Consider the following 15,908-nt stretch of genomic DNA (forward strand, 5'->3'; position numbering starts at 1 on the left):
TTTGTCTTTTTGTTATATGTCTATTATAGCGTAAAATGGAACTGGATTCAAGCCGTTTGCCGGCAGGAGATCATTTTTGACAGTACCGCTCCAGCCCCTCCAGAGAAAAAGAGGGGATAAAGCTTTCGCCTACAGCCCCGCCCTCCTGCAAAAAGCCCTGGGTCAGTCCAAGCTGCTCCATAAACTCTACCGCTTCCCGGTATTCCTCAGCAGTGACGGTTTTTGATAACACTGGGTCAGAACAGCAATCCTTTGTTGGCGTGTACTGATTCATTAGGCTGATCATCACCCTGTCGCCAAAGCGTTCTGCTACCGCGCGCAGCAGCAGCTTTGTGTCCTCCAACTGGCCGGGCAGCATCAAATGACGGATGATCACCCCTTTACGCATCCGTCCGTCCACTTCCAGTTTCGGAAGCCCGACCTGCGATACCATTTCCTGAATCGCGGAAATGGCAGTTTGAAAATAGTGTGGGGCGTGGGAAAAATTTTGAGCGAGCTGGTCGTCAAAGTACTTGAGATCCGGCAGATAAATGTCTACCGCACCATCGAGTAACCGCAGCGTTTCCACCGATTCATACCCACTGGAGTTGTACACGACCGGGAGATGCAGCCCCCTGCCGCGCGCGAGCTCCAGCGCCGTGAGGATGGAGGGGACATAATGGGTAGGGGTCACCAGATTGATATTTAAGGCCCCCTGCGCCTGCAAATTTAAAAAGATTTCGCAAAGCTGTTCTTCTGTAATGGGGATCCCGAAGCCGCCGGTGCTGATTTCCCGGTTTTGGCAGAACCGGCATTGCAGGGTACAGTGAGAGAAAAACACAGTCCCCGAGCCGGCGCTGCCAGACAAGCACGGCTCTTCCCAAAAGTGGAGCGCCGCACGCGCCGCCTTTACCTGAGCGGGGGCGCGGCAAAATCCAAGTTCTCCGGCAAGACGGTTTACCCCGCATCGGCGGGGGCAAAGGGTACAGCGGGTATAAAGGGAACGCAGGCTTTTATCCATGGTTTTCCTCCTCTTCTGCAAGCTCATAGCAATAGGCGCGGCCCTGTGTCCCGCATTGGCGGATTACCCCCAGTGCACGCAGTAAGGCGACCCCGCAGGAAGCTGCACGCTGGGATATCCTTGCCGCCTTCATCAAATCCTTTACCAAAAACGGCTTGGGAAGGGGCGGGAGGAGTTTTGCAAAATCCTGCGGGATGCAAAGCATATATTCCGCAGCGATTTGAGAGGGCAGGCGGTCACAACGGATGGACCCACGTTTTTTGTCATAACTCCAGCCGTTGAGATACCGGTACTCTTCCAGATCGATCATCATGATATGGATCGTAAGGCCGGGGTGAGGGAACAAAGGGCGCAGCTTATACAGCTCCCGAAAAGCGTCTGCCGGCGTTCCTGTTTTTGGGGAACGCCGCGCTTTGGTGGTTTCTCCGGTTTCGGGATCGATCCAGGAAAGGGTTTTCCGATGGGGCAGGGGATACACAACGGTTACATCGTGCTCCTGTAACAATTCCGGAAGCTTCTTCAACAGCCGGTCAAAGGAACGGGTCTGGATCTCGATGATCCGCCGGTCCCGTTTGATGTCTGCCACAAACCCGCCGACTGGCACCTCCTGATACTGACGCTCCGGTTCCAGATATTGCTTCAGCACCGCGTGCAGCGTCTTTTCACCCAACGTACCGATCCCATTTGGCTCGGTTCCAGCGCCTAATACCTGTTCACGGGCTTTTAAAAATAGCTTATTATCCATGAAGCAGGAACTCCTGTAGCTCTTGGGGCGACTGCGCCAGATAAACGTGCGGATAGGCGGCAAGCTCTTCCCGGCTGCCAAAGCCGTACAGCACGCCGCAGAACGAAAGCCCGGTTTGCTGGGCCCCTTCGGCATCGTGCTTTCGGTCGCCGACCATTAACACGGAAGAAGGGTCAGCGATCTGCTTTTGCGATAAAATATGCCGTATCACATCGGCTTTTTCTTTGCGGGTATTGTCCAGCAAACTGCCCGCCGCAAAATCAAAATACTGCGAGATCTGAAAATATTCTAAAATGCGTTTGACAAACACCTCCGGCTTAGCGGAAGCGACGCAAAGAGTAAACCCTGCGCCGCAAAGCGTTTTCAGCATGGAAGCAACGCCCTTGTAAAGCTTATTTTCATAGATGCCGGTATCCCGAAAGCGTTCCCGGTATTTTTCCACCGCAAGGGTCGCGGTTTCGTGGTCCATCTGGTAAAATTCCCGGAAAGAATCATATAACGAGGGGCCGATGAAACAGCGGAGTTCATGAAGATCGTTTACCTGTATCCCGAAATGGGAAAGGGCATACTGCACGCTTTTTGCGATCCCTTCAAAGGAGTCAGTGAGCGTGCCGTCTAGGTCAAAAAAGATGGTTTGGTATTTCATAAAAATCAGCCATTCCTTTCTTCGGAATTTGCGCCGGCCGGTAAAACCGATTTGCCGATTCGCTTTTGAGGCAAAGGCACAAAAACGGTGTGTGAAAAAATTCTTTTTTCGCACGAATCCCCTTAATTTAAACACAGCTTGATCGATACCCAGTCGTTTTCCTGCTTCTGTTCCAGTACCCTCAGCCCGGCTTGAAGCAGCGCTTCGGTCACATCCTGGCAGCGGTCTTCGATGATGCCGGAAACGATAAGCACGGAAGCTTTGTGCATAAACTGGGTAACGGTCTGGCTTAACCGGATCAGCACATCTGCAACGATGTTGGCGCAGATGACGTCATAGGTCCCGGTGATCTGTTCGGTCAGGTCGCCGCAGTGCAGTTCGATTTGCTCGCCCACCCCGTTGAGGTCTGCGTTTTCCTGGGCAATTTTTACGGCAAGCTCATCAATATCCACCCCAACGGCAGATTTTGCACCCAACAAAAGCGCGGTCGCCGCTAAAATCCCGCTGCCTGTCCCAATGTCCAGCATGGTAGTCTGCGGGGTGATGGCATCCTCCAAAAACTGCATGCACAGGCGGGTAGTTTCGTGGGTGCCGGTACCAAAAGCCATGCCGGGGTCCAGTGTGACACGGATGTCATCTTTCCCCAGTTCGCAGGTTTCCCAGCAGGGGCATACCACTAAATGCTTCCCTACACGGACCGGATGGTAATATTTTTTCCAGGCGGTTTCCCAGTCTTCTTCCCGGATGCTTTCGCAGGCAAAGCTGAGCCTGCCGAAATCAATAGAAGGGGTTTCCTCCCGCAGCGATTCAATGCTGCCCCGGATCTGGCGCAGCATCTCCAAGCCCTGCATATTGTCCGGGATATAAAAGATCACCGCGGTCTCGCATTCTTTCATTTTCATCAGTTCATCGTCAATGTAATCCCAGTGGATGGTGGTGTCCTCTAAAAAATCCTGAAAATCCTGGGCGTCCTCGATCATGATCCCGCGCAGTCCGTGGGAGATCAAAAAACCAGAAACGATCTCGATCGCTTCTGTGGTCGTATATAATTTTACCTGTGTCCATTCCATATGGCTCGTCCTTCCTTATTTCAGTTCTTGGGACTATTGTACCATAATCCCTAACTTTTTGCACGCAAAAAGCAGTATGAAGGGAGGATTTGCCGATCTTACGCAAAATCCGGCGCTTTGCTTGACTTTATCCGGCTCCTGCTTTAAAATATAGGATTAGGAGATAAGAATTTTAAATCGTGTTTTTTTAAAAACAGCGATCAAATAAACGGAGGTTATGGGTATGCTCAAAAACAGTGAAAAGACGATGGACAAAATTGTTGCCCTTTGCAAAGGCAGGGGCTTTGTTTATCCAGGCAGTGAAATTTACGGCGGCCTGTCCAACACCTGGGACTACGGCCCTTTGGGCGTAGAATTTAAAAATAACGTAAAAAAAGCGTGGTGGCAGAAATTTGTGCAGGAGTCCCGCTACAACGTGGGGCTTGACGCGGCGATTTTAATGAACCCGCAGGCTTGGGTGGCCTCCGGGCATGTCGGCGGATTTTCTGACCCGCTGATGGACTGTAAGGAATGCAAGACACGCCACCGTGCCGACCAGCTGATCGAAGACCAGACCGGGGAAAACCCAGCCGGCTGGAGCGACCAGCAGATGATGGACTTTATCCGGGACAAAGGGGTGACCTGCCCGAACTGCGGCAAGACCAATTTTACAGAGATCCGGAAATTTAACCTGATGTTTAAGACCTATCAGGGTGTCACTGAAGACGCGAAGAATGAAATCTACCTGCGTCCGGAAACCGCGCAGGGGATTTTTGTAAACTTTTCCAATATCCAGAGAACGACCCGTAAAAAACTGCCGTTCGGCGTTTGCCAGATCGGGAAATCGTTCCGCAACGAGATCACGCCTGGAAACTTTACCTTCCGTACTCGTGAATTTGAACAGATGGAAATGGAATTCTTCTGCAAACCGGGCACAGATTTGGAATGGTTCTCTTACTGGAAAGATACCTGCAAAAACTGGCTGCTGTCCTTGGGGATCAAAGAGGAAAACATCAAGCTGCGCGACCATGAGCAGGAGGAACTGTCCCATTATTCCAATGCGACTACGGATATTGAATTTATGTTCCCGTTTGGCTGGGGCGAGCTGTGGGGGATCGCAGACCGCACGGACTTTGACCTAAAACAGCATATCACCCACTCCACCAAGGGATTGGATTATTTTGACCCGGAAACAAACGAACGTTATGTGCCGTATGTGGTAGAGCCTTCTTTGGGGGCTGACCGTGTGGCGCTGGCTTTCCTGTGCGAAGCCTACGACGAGGAACAGCTTGACGAAAAGGACACCCGTGTTGTCCTGCGCTTGCATCCGGCACTGGCACCGTTCAAGGCATGTGTTCTGCCGCTTTCCAAAAAGCTGAGCGAACAGGCACAGGAGGTTTATGATAAGCTTTCCAAGTATTTCCGTGTGGATTACGATGAAGCCGGTTCTATCGGCAAGCGTTACCGCCGTCAGGACGAGATCGGCACCCCGTTCTGCCTCACCTATGACTTTGACTCGGTGGAGGACGGCTGCGTTACCGTCCGCGACCGCGACACCATGGAACAGGAACGTGTAAAAATTGACGAGCTGGTGCATTACATCTCCAAACGCTTAAAATTCTAATAGAGTTTTTTAATCCCCGCAGAAATTTTTCTGCGGGGATTTTTGCCTCTTTTTCACCGTTTTCTTTAAAAATACATAGAATACAGAGTCATTGATATCTGGAAAAGGGAAAAAGGGGTGTTTTTATGGAACAGTGGATCATGGGAGTTATGGCGATCTTTGCAGTGCTGGGAGTGTTGGAGGTCGTTTTTTTGATCTGCCATTGGACCTATGGGAGGGAAAAAGAGGGGGAAACACTGGTCATTTTGCCGGTAAAGGGCGAAGTTCCGGAACTGGAGTTTTCCCTGCGGAAAATTCAGCATAACAGGGCTTGGAAATACCATTCGGAATGCCAGGTGTATTTAGTAGACCTTGGTATTTCCGAGGAAAGCAAGCGGCTGATACGGATTTTACAGAGGGATATTCAGGGGATCTACCTTTGCTCTGCGGAGGACCTGCCAAAGGCGATCAGTCAAAACGTTTGTTTGCAAAGTCAGTAAAAATATACTATAATAATAAGACATGAACTGGCCTGCAAAAACGATGCTTGCAGGCAAAGGATCAAGAAAAACGGTATTGGTGTTGAAGGGAACAGGGGCAATGGCAGAAAAGGAATGGCTGAACCTGTGCGGCAGTGTCGACCATATTATTTATGCGAACCGCGACAGCGGCTTTGCGGTGATCGAACTGGAAGCGGGAGATGAACTGATTTGTGCGGTGGGCAATATGCCCGATGTGCAGGAAGGCGCGGAGCTGAGCCTGATGGGGTATTATACCACTCACCCCAATTATGGCTATCAGTTCCGGGTGGAAACCTGCGAACAGCGGATGCCGGCAACCGCCGGAGCGATCTGCAAGTACCTGTCTTCCGGCGTGATCAAGGGGATCGGCCCGGCCATTGCCCGCCGTATCGTGGAAAAATTCGGCGATGATACCCTGCATATCATGGAGCAAAGTCCGCAGCGCCTTGCCGAGATCAAAGGGATCACTGTAAAACGCAGCCAGGAACTGGCAGAAGAGTTAAAACAGGTGTTTGGCGTGCGCAACCTGATGCTGTTTTTATCCCAGTACGGGATTTCGCCGGCGGTCAGCGTAAAAGTGTGGAAACGCTGGGGCGTTCTGGCGCAGGACCTGATCCGGGAAAATCCGTATATCCTTTGCGGGCGGATGTTCCAGCTGGAATTTCAGCTTGCGGACCAGATCGCCCGCCAGCAGGGAATTTCACCGGACAGCGAAATCCGGGTATCGGCCGGGCTGAGCTGCATTTTGATCCACAATTTGAATAACGGCCACACCTGCCTGCCCAGCCGTAAGCTGATCCAAGCGGCGGAAAAGCTTTTAGAGCTTTCCGGTGATGTGATCGAGGAAAAGCTGGAGGAGGTACTGGAAAAAGGCGAGCTGGTGAGGCTAAAGAAAAAACAGGAATATTTAGCGCTGCCCGAGCTTTACTCCTCGGAACAGTATATTGCCTCCCGGATCGCCATGATGGTCAGCATCCCGCCGCAGGATGAGCCGCAGATCGACTTTGTGATCCGCCAAATCGAGGAGGAACGGAACATCCGCTATGAAGGGCTGCAAAAGCAGGCGATCAAAGAAGCGCTGATGAACGAAATTTTTATCCTGACCGGGGGGCCGGGTACTGGGAAGACTACCACCCTAAACGGGATTATCGACGTGCTGGAGTACTGCGGAAAAACGCTCTCTATCGCGGCGCCTACCGGCCGCGCGGCCAAGCGGATCAGTGAGGTGACCGGCAGGGAAGCAAAGACCATCCACCGTCTGCTGGAGGTAGAGATGGGTGACGGGACCCCCCGCTTCGCCAAGAATGAGCAGGAACCGCTGATCAGCGACGCGGTGGTGATCGACGAGATGTCCATGGTGGACGTGCCGCTGTTTGAGGCGCTGCTGCGGGCGATGAAGCCCAGTGCGAAGCTGATTTTGGTGGGAGATTACCACCAGCTTCCCTCGGTGGGGGCGGGAAATGTCCTGCATGATCTGCTTGCCAGCGGGGTGATCCCCACCATAAGGCTTCAGCAAATTTTCCGCCAGGCCGCGAAAAGCCTGATCGTTACCAACGCGCACCGGATCGTGCAGGGGGAAATGCCCGACCTTAATAAAAAGCAGGGAGACTTTTTCTTCCTTTCAAGGAGGGATAACGCCTCTGCCTCCCAAACGATCTTAGACCTCGCCTGCCGCAGGCTGCCCAACAGCTACGGATATTCCCCGACTGAGGATATTCAGGTGCTCTGCCCGCAGAGAAAAGGGGAGTTGGGAGTAGAAGAACTAAACAGCAAACTGCAAACGCAGCTCAACCCGCCCGGCGCGGGAAAAACAGAGTTTAAAGCGGGGATGTACACCTACCGTTTGGGCGATAAAGTGATGCAGACCAAAAATAATTATGACATCGAATGGCAGAAAAACGATGAACGGGGCATGGGGATCTTTAACGGGGATATTGGCACGATCTGTATGATCGACAAAGGCTCCCAGACATTGGCGATTGATTTTGAGGGACGGATCGCCTATTACCCGTTTGAAATGGCCAGCGACCAGCTGGAGCTGGCTTATGCCATTACTGTCCACAAAAGCCAGGGGAATGAGTTTGAAGCGGTGGTGATCCCGATCTTGGGCGGGTACGACCGGCTGTACTACCGAAATCTATTGTATACCGCAATCACCCGAGCCAAACAGATCGTGATTTTAGTCGGCAAGGAAGAACGGATCGCTTATATGGTGGACAACAACCTGAAAAGCGTGCGGTTTACCAACCTGAAACATTTATTAAACGGGATGGTGGAGGAATTTTGAGCAAGAATTCGTGTTGGAAGAATATAAAGGCAGGGATCATCCATCTGTTTTTTCCAAACCGCTGCCCGTTTTGTGGTGGTACGATCCCATTTCGCAGCCATTGCTGCGAGGATTGCCAAAAGAAAAGCGAACTTTGGGAGCCTGTGGTGTGGAAGGAATGCGAGGATTGGCATTTTGACGCGTTTGCCGCCCCATTTTTATATGGCATGGGTGCGGAGCAGGGCGTGTATGAATTGAAGTTTCACGGAAATATTACCCCGGCAGAACATTTTGGGTACTTTCAGTATCAGTGCCTTGTGCAGGCGGAGCTTGCCGGGTTTGACGTTATTACCGCTGTCCCGATGGCGAAACGGCAGAAACGGCGCCGCGGGTATAATCAGGCGGCCGAACTTGGAAAGGCAGTTTCCAGATATTCCGGAAAGCCATATCTGGAACTACTGAAAAAGCCAAAACAGCTTCTGGTACAGCACACCTTATCTTTGGAGGAACGAAAGCGCAATGTGATCGGGGCGTTTTGTGTCCGGGAACCGTTTTTGGCGGCGGGGAAGACAGTCCTTTTGGTGGACGACATCCTGACGACCGGCGCAACGATGGACGAATGCGCCAGGGTGTTAAAACAGGCCGGGGCGAAAAGTGTGATTGCCGCGGCGGTTTGCAGGGTGTCAAAAGAAAAATGGGACTTGGAAAAACAGAATCTTGAAAAGTATCGTGACAATATGGTATAATAATTAATAGACTTCATTTATTTGGAAGAATCTAAAAAGGACAGGAGAATCGGTATGGCAAGAGTAGAGATCAAAACGCTATTTGATGATGTCAGTGCTTACCAGGAACAAAAAGTGACCGTATCCGGATGGGTAAAGACGATCCGCGATTCCAAGGCACTTGGGTTTATGGAACTGAACGACGGGAGCTGCTTTAAGAATTTGCAGATCGTCTTTGAAGATAACCGGATCGATAATTTTAAAGAGGTAACAAAGTTTAACGTAGGAAGCGCGGTCACTGTAACAGGTGATCTGGTGCTTACCCCGCAGGCAAAACAGCCGTTTGAGATCCATGCAGACAGCGTTGTTCTGGAAGGCGCTTCCAGTAACGATTACCCATTGCAGAAAAAACGCCATTCTATGGAATTTCTGCGTTCGATTGCGCACTTGCGTCCGCGTGCCAATACCTTTTCCGCGGTATTCCGGGTGCGTTCCGTGGCGGCATTTGCGATCCACAAATTTTTCAACGAACGCGGTTTTGTTTACGCACACACCCCGTTGATCACCGGCAGCGACTGTGAAGGCGCCGGCGAGATGTTCCGGGTCACTACCTTGGATGCGAAAAACCCGCCGCTGTGCGAGGACGGCAGTGTGGATTACGCTCAGGACTTTTTCGGGAAACCCACCAGCCTGACCGTTTCCGGGCAGCTGGAAGCGGAATGCATGGCTATGGCGTTTGGAAAGGTATACACCTTTGGGCCGACTTTCCGGGCGGAAAATTCCAACACGACCCGCCATGCGGCTGAATTTTGGATGATCGAGCCTGAAATTGCCTTTGCTGATCTGGCGCAGGATATGGAGCTGGCGCGGGATATGGTCAAATATGTTTTGGCATATGTGCTGGAGCAGTGCCCGGACGAGATGCAGTTTTTCAATAATTTCTTCGACAAGGGCCTGATCGAACGGTTAAAAGCATTGGTCGATTCCGAATTTGCGCATGTCACCTACACTGAGGCGATCGAAATTCTGGAACAGCATAAGGAGCAGTTCGATTATCCGGTTTACTGGGGCTGTGATTTGCAATCAGAACATGAACGTTACCTGACAGAGCAGGTATTCAAGTGCCCTGTTTTTGTGACAGACTACCCGAAAGAGATCAAGGCGTTTTATATGCGCTTAAACGACGATGGGAAAACCGTTGCGGCAATGGATATGCTGGTGCCGGGGATCGGGGAGCTCATTGGAGGAAGCCAGCGCGAGGAACGTCTGGAGGTTTTGGAAGCGCGTATCAGAGAACTGGGGATGGATCCGGAGGATTATTCCTGGTATCTGGATCTGCGCCGGTTCGGCGGCACCAAGCACGCAGGCTTTGGGCTGGGCTTTGAGCGGATGATCATGTATATCACCGGGGTCTCCAATATCCGCGACGTACTGCCGTTCCCAAGAACCACAGGAACAGCGGAATATTAACAAAGAGAAAAAGCAAGCCGTGAAAAGCGGCTTGCTTTCTTGATATGAGAGGATTCGTGTGCAAAATACTTTTTCACACCCCTTTTTTGTGCCTTTGCTGCAAAAAGCAAAGCGGCAATCGGCTTCGCCGAGCGGCACAAATTCCGAAGAAAGGAATGATTGATTTTTATGGAACGGATCAAGGAACTGACCCAAAAACTTTTGGGGTGCGGAAAAAACGGGATATGCCTGGCGTTTTCTGGCGGGGTGGATTCCGCAGTATTATTAAAGCTGGCTGTCGACGCCGGGCTCCCAGTACTGGCGGTAACGTTCCATACCATGCTGCATCCGGCCGCGGATCTGGAACAGGCAAAAAAACTGGCGAAGCAAATGGGGGCGCCGCACCGGGTCCTTCCGATCAACGAGTTTCAAAATCCAAAGGTCATGGAAAACCCGCCGGACCGATGTTACCACTGTAAATTTATGCTGTTTGAACAGCTGGCGGATGTTGCGCGGGAGCAGGGGCTTGGCTGTATCATGGATGGAACTAATTTTGACGACCTTGGAGAGTACCGTCCGGGACTGCGCGCTTTGCAGGAATGGAACGTCCATAGCCCGCTGGCCGAATGCCATGTCACTAAGGCAGAGGTCCGTGAAATCGCGGCAAAGCTGGGGCTGTCAGTGGCGTCTAAACCCTCTGCGCCTTGTATGGCGACACGATTCCCGTATGGCGACCGTTTCACCCGCGAATCGTTAGAGCAGGTGGAGCGTGCGGAAGCGCAGTTAAAGGAACTGGGGTTTTATAATGTCAGAGTGCGCTGCCATCGGGGGATTGCCCGGATCGAGGTGGATAAAAAGGATCTAGGGCTGGCGGTCCAGTATGGGGAAGAGATCGTTTCCATCGTAAAATCGCAGGGCTTTGATTATGTTACCTTGGACTTAGAGGGCTTCCGTAGCGGGAGCATGGATCTTCACGTACAGCGGGAGAAGGTTGATTGACATCAAGAACATTTTGTGGTAATATGATCACAAGAAAATATAAAAATTATCCTTACCGCCGGGTAAGGAAGGAACGTTGGGTTTCGTATCGGTAGGCCATGGTAGATACGAAATGCCGGCGTTTTTTTGTTGTTTAGGAGGAAATGATGAAACACAGACCTTATTTGGGAGAATATGTAAAATATACTTCTTTGAATGTCCTTGGTATGATTGGCCTGTCCTGCTATATTTTGGCGGATACCTTTTTTGTGGCGAAAGGACTTGGTACGAACGGGTTGGCCGCCTTGAATCTGGCGATCCCGATCTACAGCTTTGTCCATGGATGCGGGCTGATGCTTGGCATGGGAGGCGCTACCAAATATTCGATTTTGCAAAGCCAGAAGCATACAGGGGCTTCCAACAGGGTTTTTACGGGTACGCTCTGCGCTGCCGCCGCCTTTGCCTTGATGTTTGTAATGGCGGGGCTCTTCCTATCCAAGATGATCACGCAGGCTTTGGGGGCGGATCTGGCTGTCTTTGCAATGACGAACACCTATCTGCGGGTGATTTTGCTTTTTTCCCCTGCGTTTTTGCTCAACGATGTCCTGCTGTGCTTTGTCCGGAATGATGGGAACCCAAAGCTTGCCATGATGGCAATGCTGGGAGGAAGCATGTCGAACATCCTACTGGATTACCTGTTTATCTTTCCGCTTGATATGGGGATTTTTGGGGCGGTATTCGCAACTGGGCTGGCGCCGGTCATCAGTATTTTGATTTTATCCCCCCACTGGCTGGGACGAAAACGGGGATTTCATTTTATGTTCGGTGCAGGAATATTAAAAGGGGTATTGCCGCTTCTTTCTTTGGGATTCCCTTCCCTGGTGACGGAGGTTTCTTCGGGGATCGTGATCATCGTGTTTAACATGATTTTGCTGAAGTTTCAAGGGAATGTGGGAGTAGCCGCTTATGGGGTGGTTGCAAACCTTTCTTTGGTGATCATTGCGATCTATACCGGTATCGCGCAGGGCATCCAGCCGCTGTTGAGCAAAGGATACGGAAGCGGGAACAAAGAACAGGTGAAGCGGGTCCTGCATTATGGGATCATCACTGTGCTGCTCCTCTCCTGCGTGATCTATACGCTGATCTTTTGTCTTGATGGTCCGATTGCTTCGGTCTTTAACAGCGAGCACAACCGGCAGCTGCAAGAGATTGCCCAAACTGGGTTAAAGCTTTATTTTACAGGTATCTGGTTTGCGGGGACCAACATTATCCTGTCCGGTTATTTCACTTCTACTGACTGCGCAAAGCCGGCACATGGGATCTCTCTGCTGCGGGGATTGATCGTGATTGTCCCGATGGCGTTCCTTTTATCGGCTTTGTGGGGGACTGCCGGGGTATGGCTCGCATTTCCAGTTACAGAGCTGATTGTCGCCATATCCAGCTTTTACCTGTATAGAAGGCTCAGGGATAGACCTGATAGGATAGAAGCATAAAAAAGCGGTATTCCCCAAAATGGGAATACCGTTTTATCGTTATAATTCTGCATCTAGTTGTAGTTTTTCTGCAATTGTCAGGATAAATTGGCTGTTGCTTGGTTTCCGCGACAAGTCAGAAAAGTAATTTTGAAGCTCCTTTGGGTTGCAGTGATCCCAAGAGGTGACGATCGCGTGACGGATTGCCCGTTCCACACTGACCGGAGTGGTGTTAAATTCCTTAGCAATCGCAGGATAAAGTCCCTTTGTGATGGATTCCAGTTCACGGCTTCCGCGCAATGCCAATAAAATTGCATGGCGCAGATAACGGTACCCTTTTAAATTGGCCGGGATACTCAGCGAATGCAGAGTAGTACTGACTAACTGCTCAGGTGAGTAAACCGGGCAGTGAAGAAAATAATCTGGTGACTGAATGATCGAAGAACAAATTTCACCAATCGTAGTGTTGGCATAAGGCCGTGATAAATAAAAGGCCGCGCCGGCTTTCTGGGCAAAATTTTTCTTTTCTGTAGTTGGGTCCGGGTCGGTAATGATAAATTGAGGAAAATAATTAGGAATCGCAGAAACCGCCTTGATCATTCCAAAGCCTGATATATGTTTCATGTCAGCAAGTAGTACAATGATGTGAGGGTGATAGTTACAGATATAATCAAAAATAGTAAAAGCATCCGGCTGAACCTCTTGGACTTCAAAACGGTCAGGATCAACCCAACAATTCCAAGTATCTTCCCAGAACTGAGTATTATCACAAATCAGGATACGAATCTTTTGCGCCATATCTCCCTCTCCTTCGACAATTTAACAGTTATTATTTTACCATATTTCTCCAGTTGCCACAATTCAGAAAATCACTTATAAATTTCTTTGGCATTTGAGAAATACTACTAAAATTTTTCGGGATTTATGGCGAAAAACATCGAAAAAAGGCTAGACATCGAAATGCCTAGCCAAAAAATCGAATTATTTTGTGCCAAAAATACGGTCGCCGGCATCACCAAGTCCCGGAACGATATACGCATGCTCGTTTAAAGACTGGTCCTTGGAAGCACAGTAAATGGAAACGTCTGGATGCGCTTTTTGCAGTGCCTCCAGCCCCTCGGGTGCGGCGATGATACACATAAATTTAATATTGGTCACACCGCGCTGTTTGATCTGGTTGATTGCATCGATCGCAGAAGCTCCGGTTGCCAGCATCGGGTCTAGCACGATCACTTCACGGCGCTCAATATCGACTGGAAATTTTGCGTAATATTCAACAGCCTGCTTAGTGTCAGGATCACGGTATAAGCCGATATGTCCAACCTTTGCGGCAGGAACCATCTTTAATACGCCGTCTACCATCCCTAATCCTGCGCGCAGGATCGGAACAAATGCCAATTTACTGCCGGCAATGATTTTTGTTTTTGCAACGGCAATAGGCGTTTCGATCTCAACCTCTTTTAAGGGGAGGTCGCGGGTCGCCTCATAGCACATCAGCATAGCGATTTCGGAAACCAATTCCCGGAACTCTTTTGAACCGGTATTTTTGTCGCGGAGAAGCGAAATTTTGTGTTGGATCAATGGATGATCCATGATCATTGGAGTAGCCATAGTAAAAATCCCTTTCTTATTTTATTCTTTTTCTAAATTCATCATTTTTTCTACACGAAGGGCATGCCTGCCGCCTTCAAATCCTGTGTTTAAAAATACATCCAACAGTTCACACGCTAACCCAGGGCCGATAACACGTGCCCCAAAGGCGATAATATTGGAATCGTTGTGAAGCCGGGTGTATTTTGCGGAAAAATAATCGTGGCAAAGCGCCGCACGGATCCCGTGGATTTTATTTGCAGCCATCGAAATCCCGATCCCGGTACCGCAGATCAGGACCCCTTTTTCGCATTCCCCGCTTAAAACGCTTTCACAGACAGGCTTTGCAATATCCGGATAATCGCAGGATTCTTCGGTGTAGGTACCAAAATCCTTAAAGGGGATCTGTTTTTCTGCCAGATGTTTCATCAATTCTGCTTTCAGTGTCACGCCACCGTGATCACAGCCAATCGCTATCATGGGTTCAACCTCCGTTTTTTGATCAGCTCCCGCTGTGCTTGGGGAAGCCGCAGATATTCTGGAACTAATGCGCCGGCGCTTATTATTTCTCCAGACGCAATTTTTTCCAGCGCCGCCAGCCCTACAGAAGAAGCGCGCTGGTAACGGCTTGCAGGGCCGCTGAGCACTAAATTGGGCAGGACCGCTTTGTATTCATTATAGCACAAAAGTGCGCCGTCTCCAACTAAAATAATTGCTTTTTCTTCCTTTTTTAACTCTTCCAGCAGATCAGTGAAAGAAATGGCCCGGTCAGGGCCTTTTTTGCGGCGGCCCCCATTTTCCTGAAGGTACAGTGCATTGTAGACCTGCTGGCAGCGGGCATCCATGACACAGCAGATAATGCCGTTGAAATCCGGCACATTGTAGGAAAGCGCGTCCAGTGTAGAAACAGCCACACATGGTTTGCTGCTGGCATAAGCCAGCCCCTTGACTGCCGCGATCCCGATCCGCAGGCCGGTAAATGACCCCGGACCGTTGGAAACGGCGAAATAGTCGATTTCCGATACTGGGCATCCGGCTTGCTGAAGTAAGCTTTCGCACATAGGCATAATCGTTTGGGAATGGGTCAGCCCAACGTTGACGGAATATTCCGCTAGGACCTTTTCCTCTGTCAGCAGGCTGACGCTCGCCGCCTTGGCGGTAGTATCCATAGCCAAAATTTTCATAGCGTTCTTCCTTTGCAGTTATTGTTATGCGGATTCCCCGCGATCGAAGATCTGGATCTTGCGGTCGTTTTCCCCGGTAGAGGAAATGGAAACCGTGATCGTTTCCGGCGGCAGGACCCCGTCGATATTTTCACTCCACTCAATGGCAAGGATCGCGTCCGGCTCGTCCAGATAATCAAAAAATCCGGTAGAATACAGGTCGTCGAAACCGGAGATCCGATACATGTCAAAATGGTAAAGGACAAGGCCGTTTCCCCGGTATTCGTGGACCAAAGCGAATGTCGGGCTGGAGACCTCTTCCGTGATGCCCAGCCCCTTGGCAAGGCCTCTGGTAAAAGCGGTTTTGCCAGCGCCAAGATCGCCAGTATAAGCAATGACATCCCCCGCACGGAGGTTTTCGGCAAAATCTGCCGCGATCTGTTCGGTTTCTTTGGTGCTGTGGGAATGGTAAAGTTTCATCGGCAAATCCTTTCCTATTTCTGTTTGCGGCGGTCAAACGCCGTAAAAGTACTGAATCCATTATATTATTTTCTGAAAATTATTTCAATAGTTATGGTAACATTCCGGGGAGTATGATATAATAAAACTAATCATTATCATAGGTGCGGCAGGCAGGTTTTTCTTGCTTTTGAAAGGATGTGCAGGACCTGCCGGCAGCACTGCGGCTGATGAAAAGGCCG

The 15,908-nt window shown here is 50.3% G+C and carries 16 protein-coding genes; 7 read left to right on the forward strand and 9 right to left on the reverse strand.

Going from position 1 to position 15,908, the window contains the following annotated elements; all coding sequences use genetic code 11:
• Nucleotides 1-70: 70 nt before the first annotated feature.
• The 4 genes from CIB36_RS12310 to prmA all read right to left on the reverse strand — a co-directional run bounded on the left by CIB36_RS12310 (nucleotide 71) and on the right by prmA (nucleotide 3,461).
• The gene (locus CIB36_RS12310; protein ID WP_093989822.1) at nucleotides 71-1,000 is read right to left on the reverse strand and encodes a radical SAM protein; all 930 of its coding nucleotides are present in this window, start codon (nucleotides 998-1,000) and stop codon (nucleotides 71-73) included.
• A complete protein-coding gene (locus CIB36_RS12315; RefSeq protein WP_093989823.1) occupies nucleotides 993-1,745 on the reverse strand; it encodes a hypothetical protein in 753 nt (250 codons plus the stop codon). The genes CIB36_RS12310 and CIB36_RS12315 overlap by 8 nt, the downstream gene beginning before the upstream one ends.
• Nucleotides 1,738-2,391, reverse strand: coding sequence for an HAD hydrolase-like protein (locus CIB36_RS12320; protein WP_093990032.1), 654 nt, complete (start codon nucleotides 2,389-2,391; stop codon nucleotides 1,738-1,740). The genes CIB36_RS12315 and CIB36_RS12320 overlap by 8 nt, the downstream gene beginning before the upstream one ends.
• Nucleotides 2,392-2,513: 122 nt before the next feature.
• Nucleotides 2,514-3,461, reverse strand: a complete 948-nt coding sequence (gene prmA / locus CIB36_RS12325) for a 50S ribosomal protein L11 methyltransferase (RefSeq protein WP_093989824.1) — start codon at nucleotides 3,459-3,461, stop codon at nucleotides 2,514-2,516.
• A 223-nt stretch (nucleotides 3,462-3,684) separates the two neighbouring features.
• On the opposite strand from prmA, the gene CIB36_RS12330 reads away from it, so the two are divergent.
• The 7 genes from CIB36_RS12330 to CIB36_RS12360 all read left to right on the forward strand — a co-directional run bounded on the left by CIB36_RS12330 (nucleotide 3,685) and on the right by CIB36_RS12360 (nucleotide 12,475).
• The gene (locus CIB36_RS12330) at nucleotides 3,685-5,064 is read left to right on the forward strand and encodes a glycine--tRNA ligase (protein WP_093989825.1); all 1,380 of its coding nucleotides are present in this window, start codon (nucleotides 3,685-3,687) and stop codon (nucleotides 5,062-5,064) included.
• Between the two features lie 125 nt (nucleotides 5,065-5,189).
• Entirely contained in the window at nucleotides 5,190-5,543 is a 354-nt protein-coding gene (locus CIB36_RS12335; RefSeq protein WP_093989826.1) for a hypothetical protein, read from the forward strand.
• A gap of 100 nt (nucleotides 5,544-5,643) precedes the next feature.
• Nucleotides 5,644-7,851 carry an SF1B family DNA helicase RecD2 gene (gene recD2, locus CIB36_RS12340; protein WP_093989827.1) on the forward strand — a complete coding sequence of 736 codons (2,208 nt, stop codon included), beginning with the start codon at nucleotides 5,644-5,646 and terminating at the stop codon, nucleotides 7,849-7,851.
• Entirely contained in the window at nucleotides 7,848-8,576 is a 729-nt protein-coding gene (locus CIB36_RS12345) for a ComF family protein (RefSeq protein ID WP_093989828.1), read from the forward strand. The genes recD2 and CIB36_RS12345 overlap by 4 nt, the downstream gene beginning before the upstream one ends.
• A 54-nt stretch (nucleotides 8,577-8,630) precedes the next feature.
• Nucleotides 8,631-10,025, forward strand: coding sequence for an asparagine--tRNA ligase (gene asnS, locus CIB36_RS12350; RefSeq protein WP_093989829.1), 1,395 nt, complete (start codon nucleotides 8,631-8,633; stop codon nucleotides 10,023-10,025).
• 168 nt (nucleotides 10,026-10,193) lie between these two features.
• Nucleotides 10,194-11,003 (forward strand): ATP-dependent sacrificial sulfur transferase LarE, encoded by an 810-nt coding sequence (larE, locus tag CIB36_RS12355; protein ID WP_093990033.1) that lies wholly within the window; start codon nucleotides 10,194-10,196, stop codon nucleotides 11,001-11,003.
• Nucleotides 11,004-11,149: 146 nt separating this feature from the next.
• Nucleotides 11,150-12,475: an MATE family efflux transporter gene (locus tag CIB36_RS12360; RefSeq protein WP_187536783.1), complete on the forward strand. Its 1,326-nt coding sequence runs from the start codon at nucleotides 11,150-11,152 to the stop codon at nucleotides 12,473-12,475.
• 39 nt (nucleotides 12,476-12,514) lie between these two features.
• Here the strand turns inward: CIB36_RS12360 and CIB36_RS12365 are convergent, their stop codons facing one another.
• The 5 genes from CIB36_RS12365 to tsaE form a co-directional block, all read right to left on the reverse strand.
• Nucleotides 12,515-13,252, reverse strand: coding sequence for a sporulation initiation factor Spo0A C-terminal domain-containing protein (locus CIB36_RS12365; RefSeq protein WP_093989831.1), 738 nt, complete (start codon nucleotides 13,250-13,252; stop codon nucleotides 12,515-12,517).
• A gap of 183 nt (nucleotides 13,253-13,435) precedes the next feature.
• On the reverse strand, nucleotides 13,436-14,065 hold the full coding sequence (upp, locus tag CIB36_RS12370) for a uracil phosphoribosyltransferase (RefSeq protein ID WP_093989832.1): 630 nt from the start codon (nucleotides 14,063-14,065) through the stop codon (nucleotides 13,436-13,438).
• A 21-nt stretch (nucleotides 14,066-14,086) separates the two neighbouring features.
• Nucleotides 14,087-14,524 carry a ribose 5-phosphate isomerase B gene (rpiB, locus tag CIB36_RS12375; protein ID WP_093989833.1) on the reverse strand — a complete coding sequence of 146 codons (438 nt, stop codon included), beginning with the start codon at nucleotides 14,522-14,524 and terminating at the stop codon, nucleotides 14,087-14,089.
• Nucleotides 14,521-15,228, reverse strand: a complete 708-nt coding sequence (tsaB, locus tag CIB36_RS12380; RefSeq protein ID WP_093989834.1) for a tRNA (adenosine(37)-N6)-threonylcarbamoyltransferase complex dimerization subunit type 1 TsaB — start codon at nucleotides 15,226-15,228, stop codon at nucleotides 14,521-14,523. The genes rpiB and tsaB overlap by 4 nt, the downstream gene beginning before the upstream one ends.
• A gap of 24 nt (nucleotides 15,229-15,252) precedes the next feature.
• Entirely contained in the window at nucleotides 15,253-15,687 is a 435-nt protein-coding gene (gene tsaE, locus CIB36_RS12385) for a tRNA (adenosine(37)-N6)-threonylcarbamoyltransferase complex ATPase subunit type 1 TsaE (RefSeq protein ID WP_093989835.1), read from the reverse strand.
• Between the last annotated feature and the right edge of the window lie 221 nt (nucleotides 15,688-15,908).

The organism is Massiliimalia timonensis (assembly GCF_900186585.1).
Lineage (GTDB): Bacteria > Bacillota > Clostridia > Oscillospirales > Ruminococcaceae > Massiliimalia > Massiliimalia timonensis.

Coding starts and splice junctions, on each gene's coding strand:
- CIB36_RS12310 (WP_093989822.1), bottom strand. CDS start 1,000: ATGGATAAAAGCCTGCGTTCCCTTTATACCCGCTGTACCCTTTGCCCC.
- CIB36_RS12315 (WP_093989823.1), bottom strand. CDS start 1,745: ATGGATAATAAGCTATTTTTAAAAGCCCGTGAACAGGTATTAGGCGCT.
- CIB36_RS12320 (WP_093990032.1), bottom strand. CDS start 2,391: ATGAAATACCAAACCATCTTTTTTGACCTAGACGGCACGCTCACTGAC.
- prmA (WP_093989824.1), bottom strand. CDS start 3,461: ATGGAATGGACACAGGTAAAATTATATACGACCACAGAAGCGATCGAG.
- CIB36_RS12330 (WP_093989825.1), top strand. CDS start 3,685: ATGCTCAAAAACAGTGAAAAGACGATGGACAAAATTGTTGCCCTTTGC.
- CIB36_RS12335 (WP_093989826.1), top strand. CDS start 5,190: ATGGAACAGTGGATCATGGGAGTTATGGCGATCTTTGCAGTGCTGGGA.
- recD2 (WP_093989827.1), top strand. CDS start 5,644: ATGGCAGAAAAGGAATGGCTGAACCTGTGCGGCAGTGTCGACCATATT.
- asnS (WP_093989829.1), top strand. CDS start 8,631: ATGGCAAGAGTAGAGATCAAAACGCTATTTGATGATGTCAGTGCTTAC.
- larE (WP_093990033.1), top strand. CDS start 10,194: ATGGAACGGATCAAGGAACTGACCCAAAAACTTTTGGGGTGCGGAAAA.
- CIB36_RS12360 (WP_187536783.1), top strand. CDS start 11,150: ATGAAACACAGACCTTATTTGGGAGAATATGTAAAATATACTTCTTTG.
- CIB36_RS12365 (WP_093989831.1), bottom strand. CDS start 13,252: ATGGCGCAAAAGATTCGTATCCTGATTTGTGATAATACTCAGTTCTGG.
- upp (WP_093989832.1), bottom strand. CDS start 14,065: ATGGCTACTCCAATGATCATGGATCATCCATTGATCCAACACAAAATT.
- rpiB (WP_093989833.1), bottom strand. CDS start 14,524: ATGATAGCGATTGGCTGTGATCACGGTGGCGTGACACTGAAAGCAGAA.
- tsaB (WP_093989834.1), bottom strand. CDS start 15,228: ATGAAAATTTTGGCTATGGATACTACCGCCAAGGCGGCGAGCGTCAGC.
- tsaE (WP_093989835.1), bottom strand. CDS start 15,687: ATGAAACTTTACCATTCCCACAGCACCAAAGAAACCGAACAGATCGCG.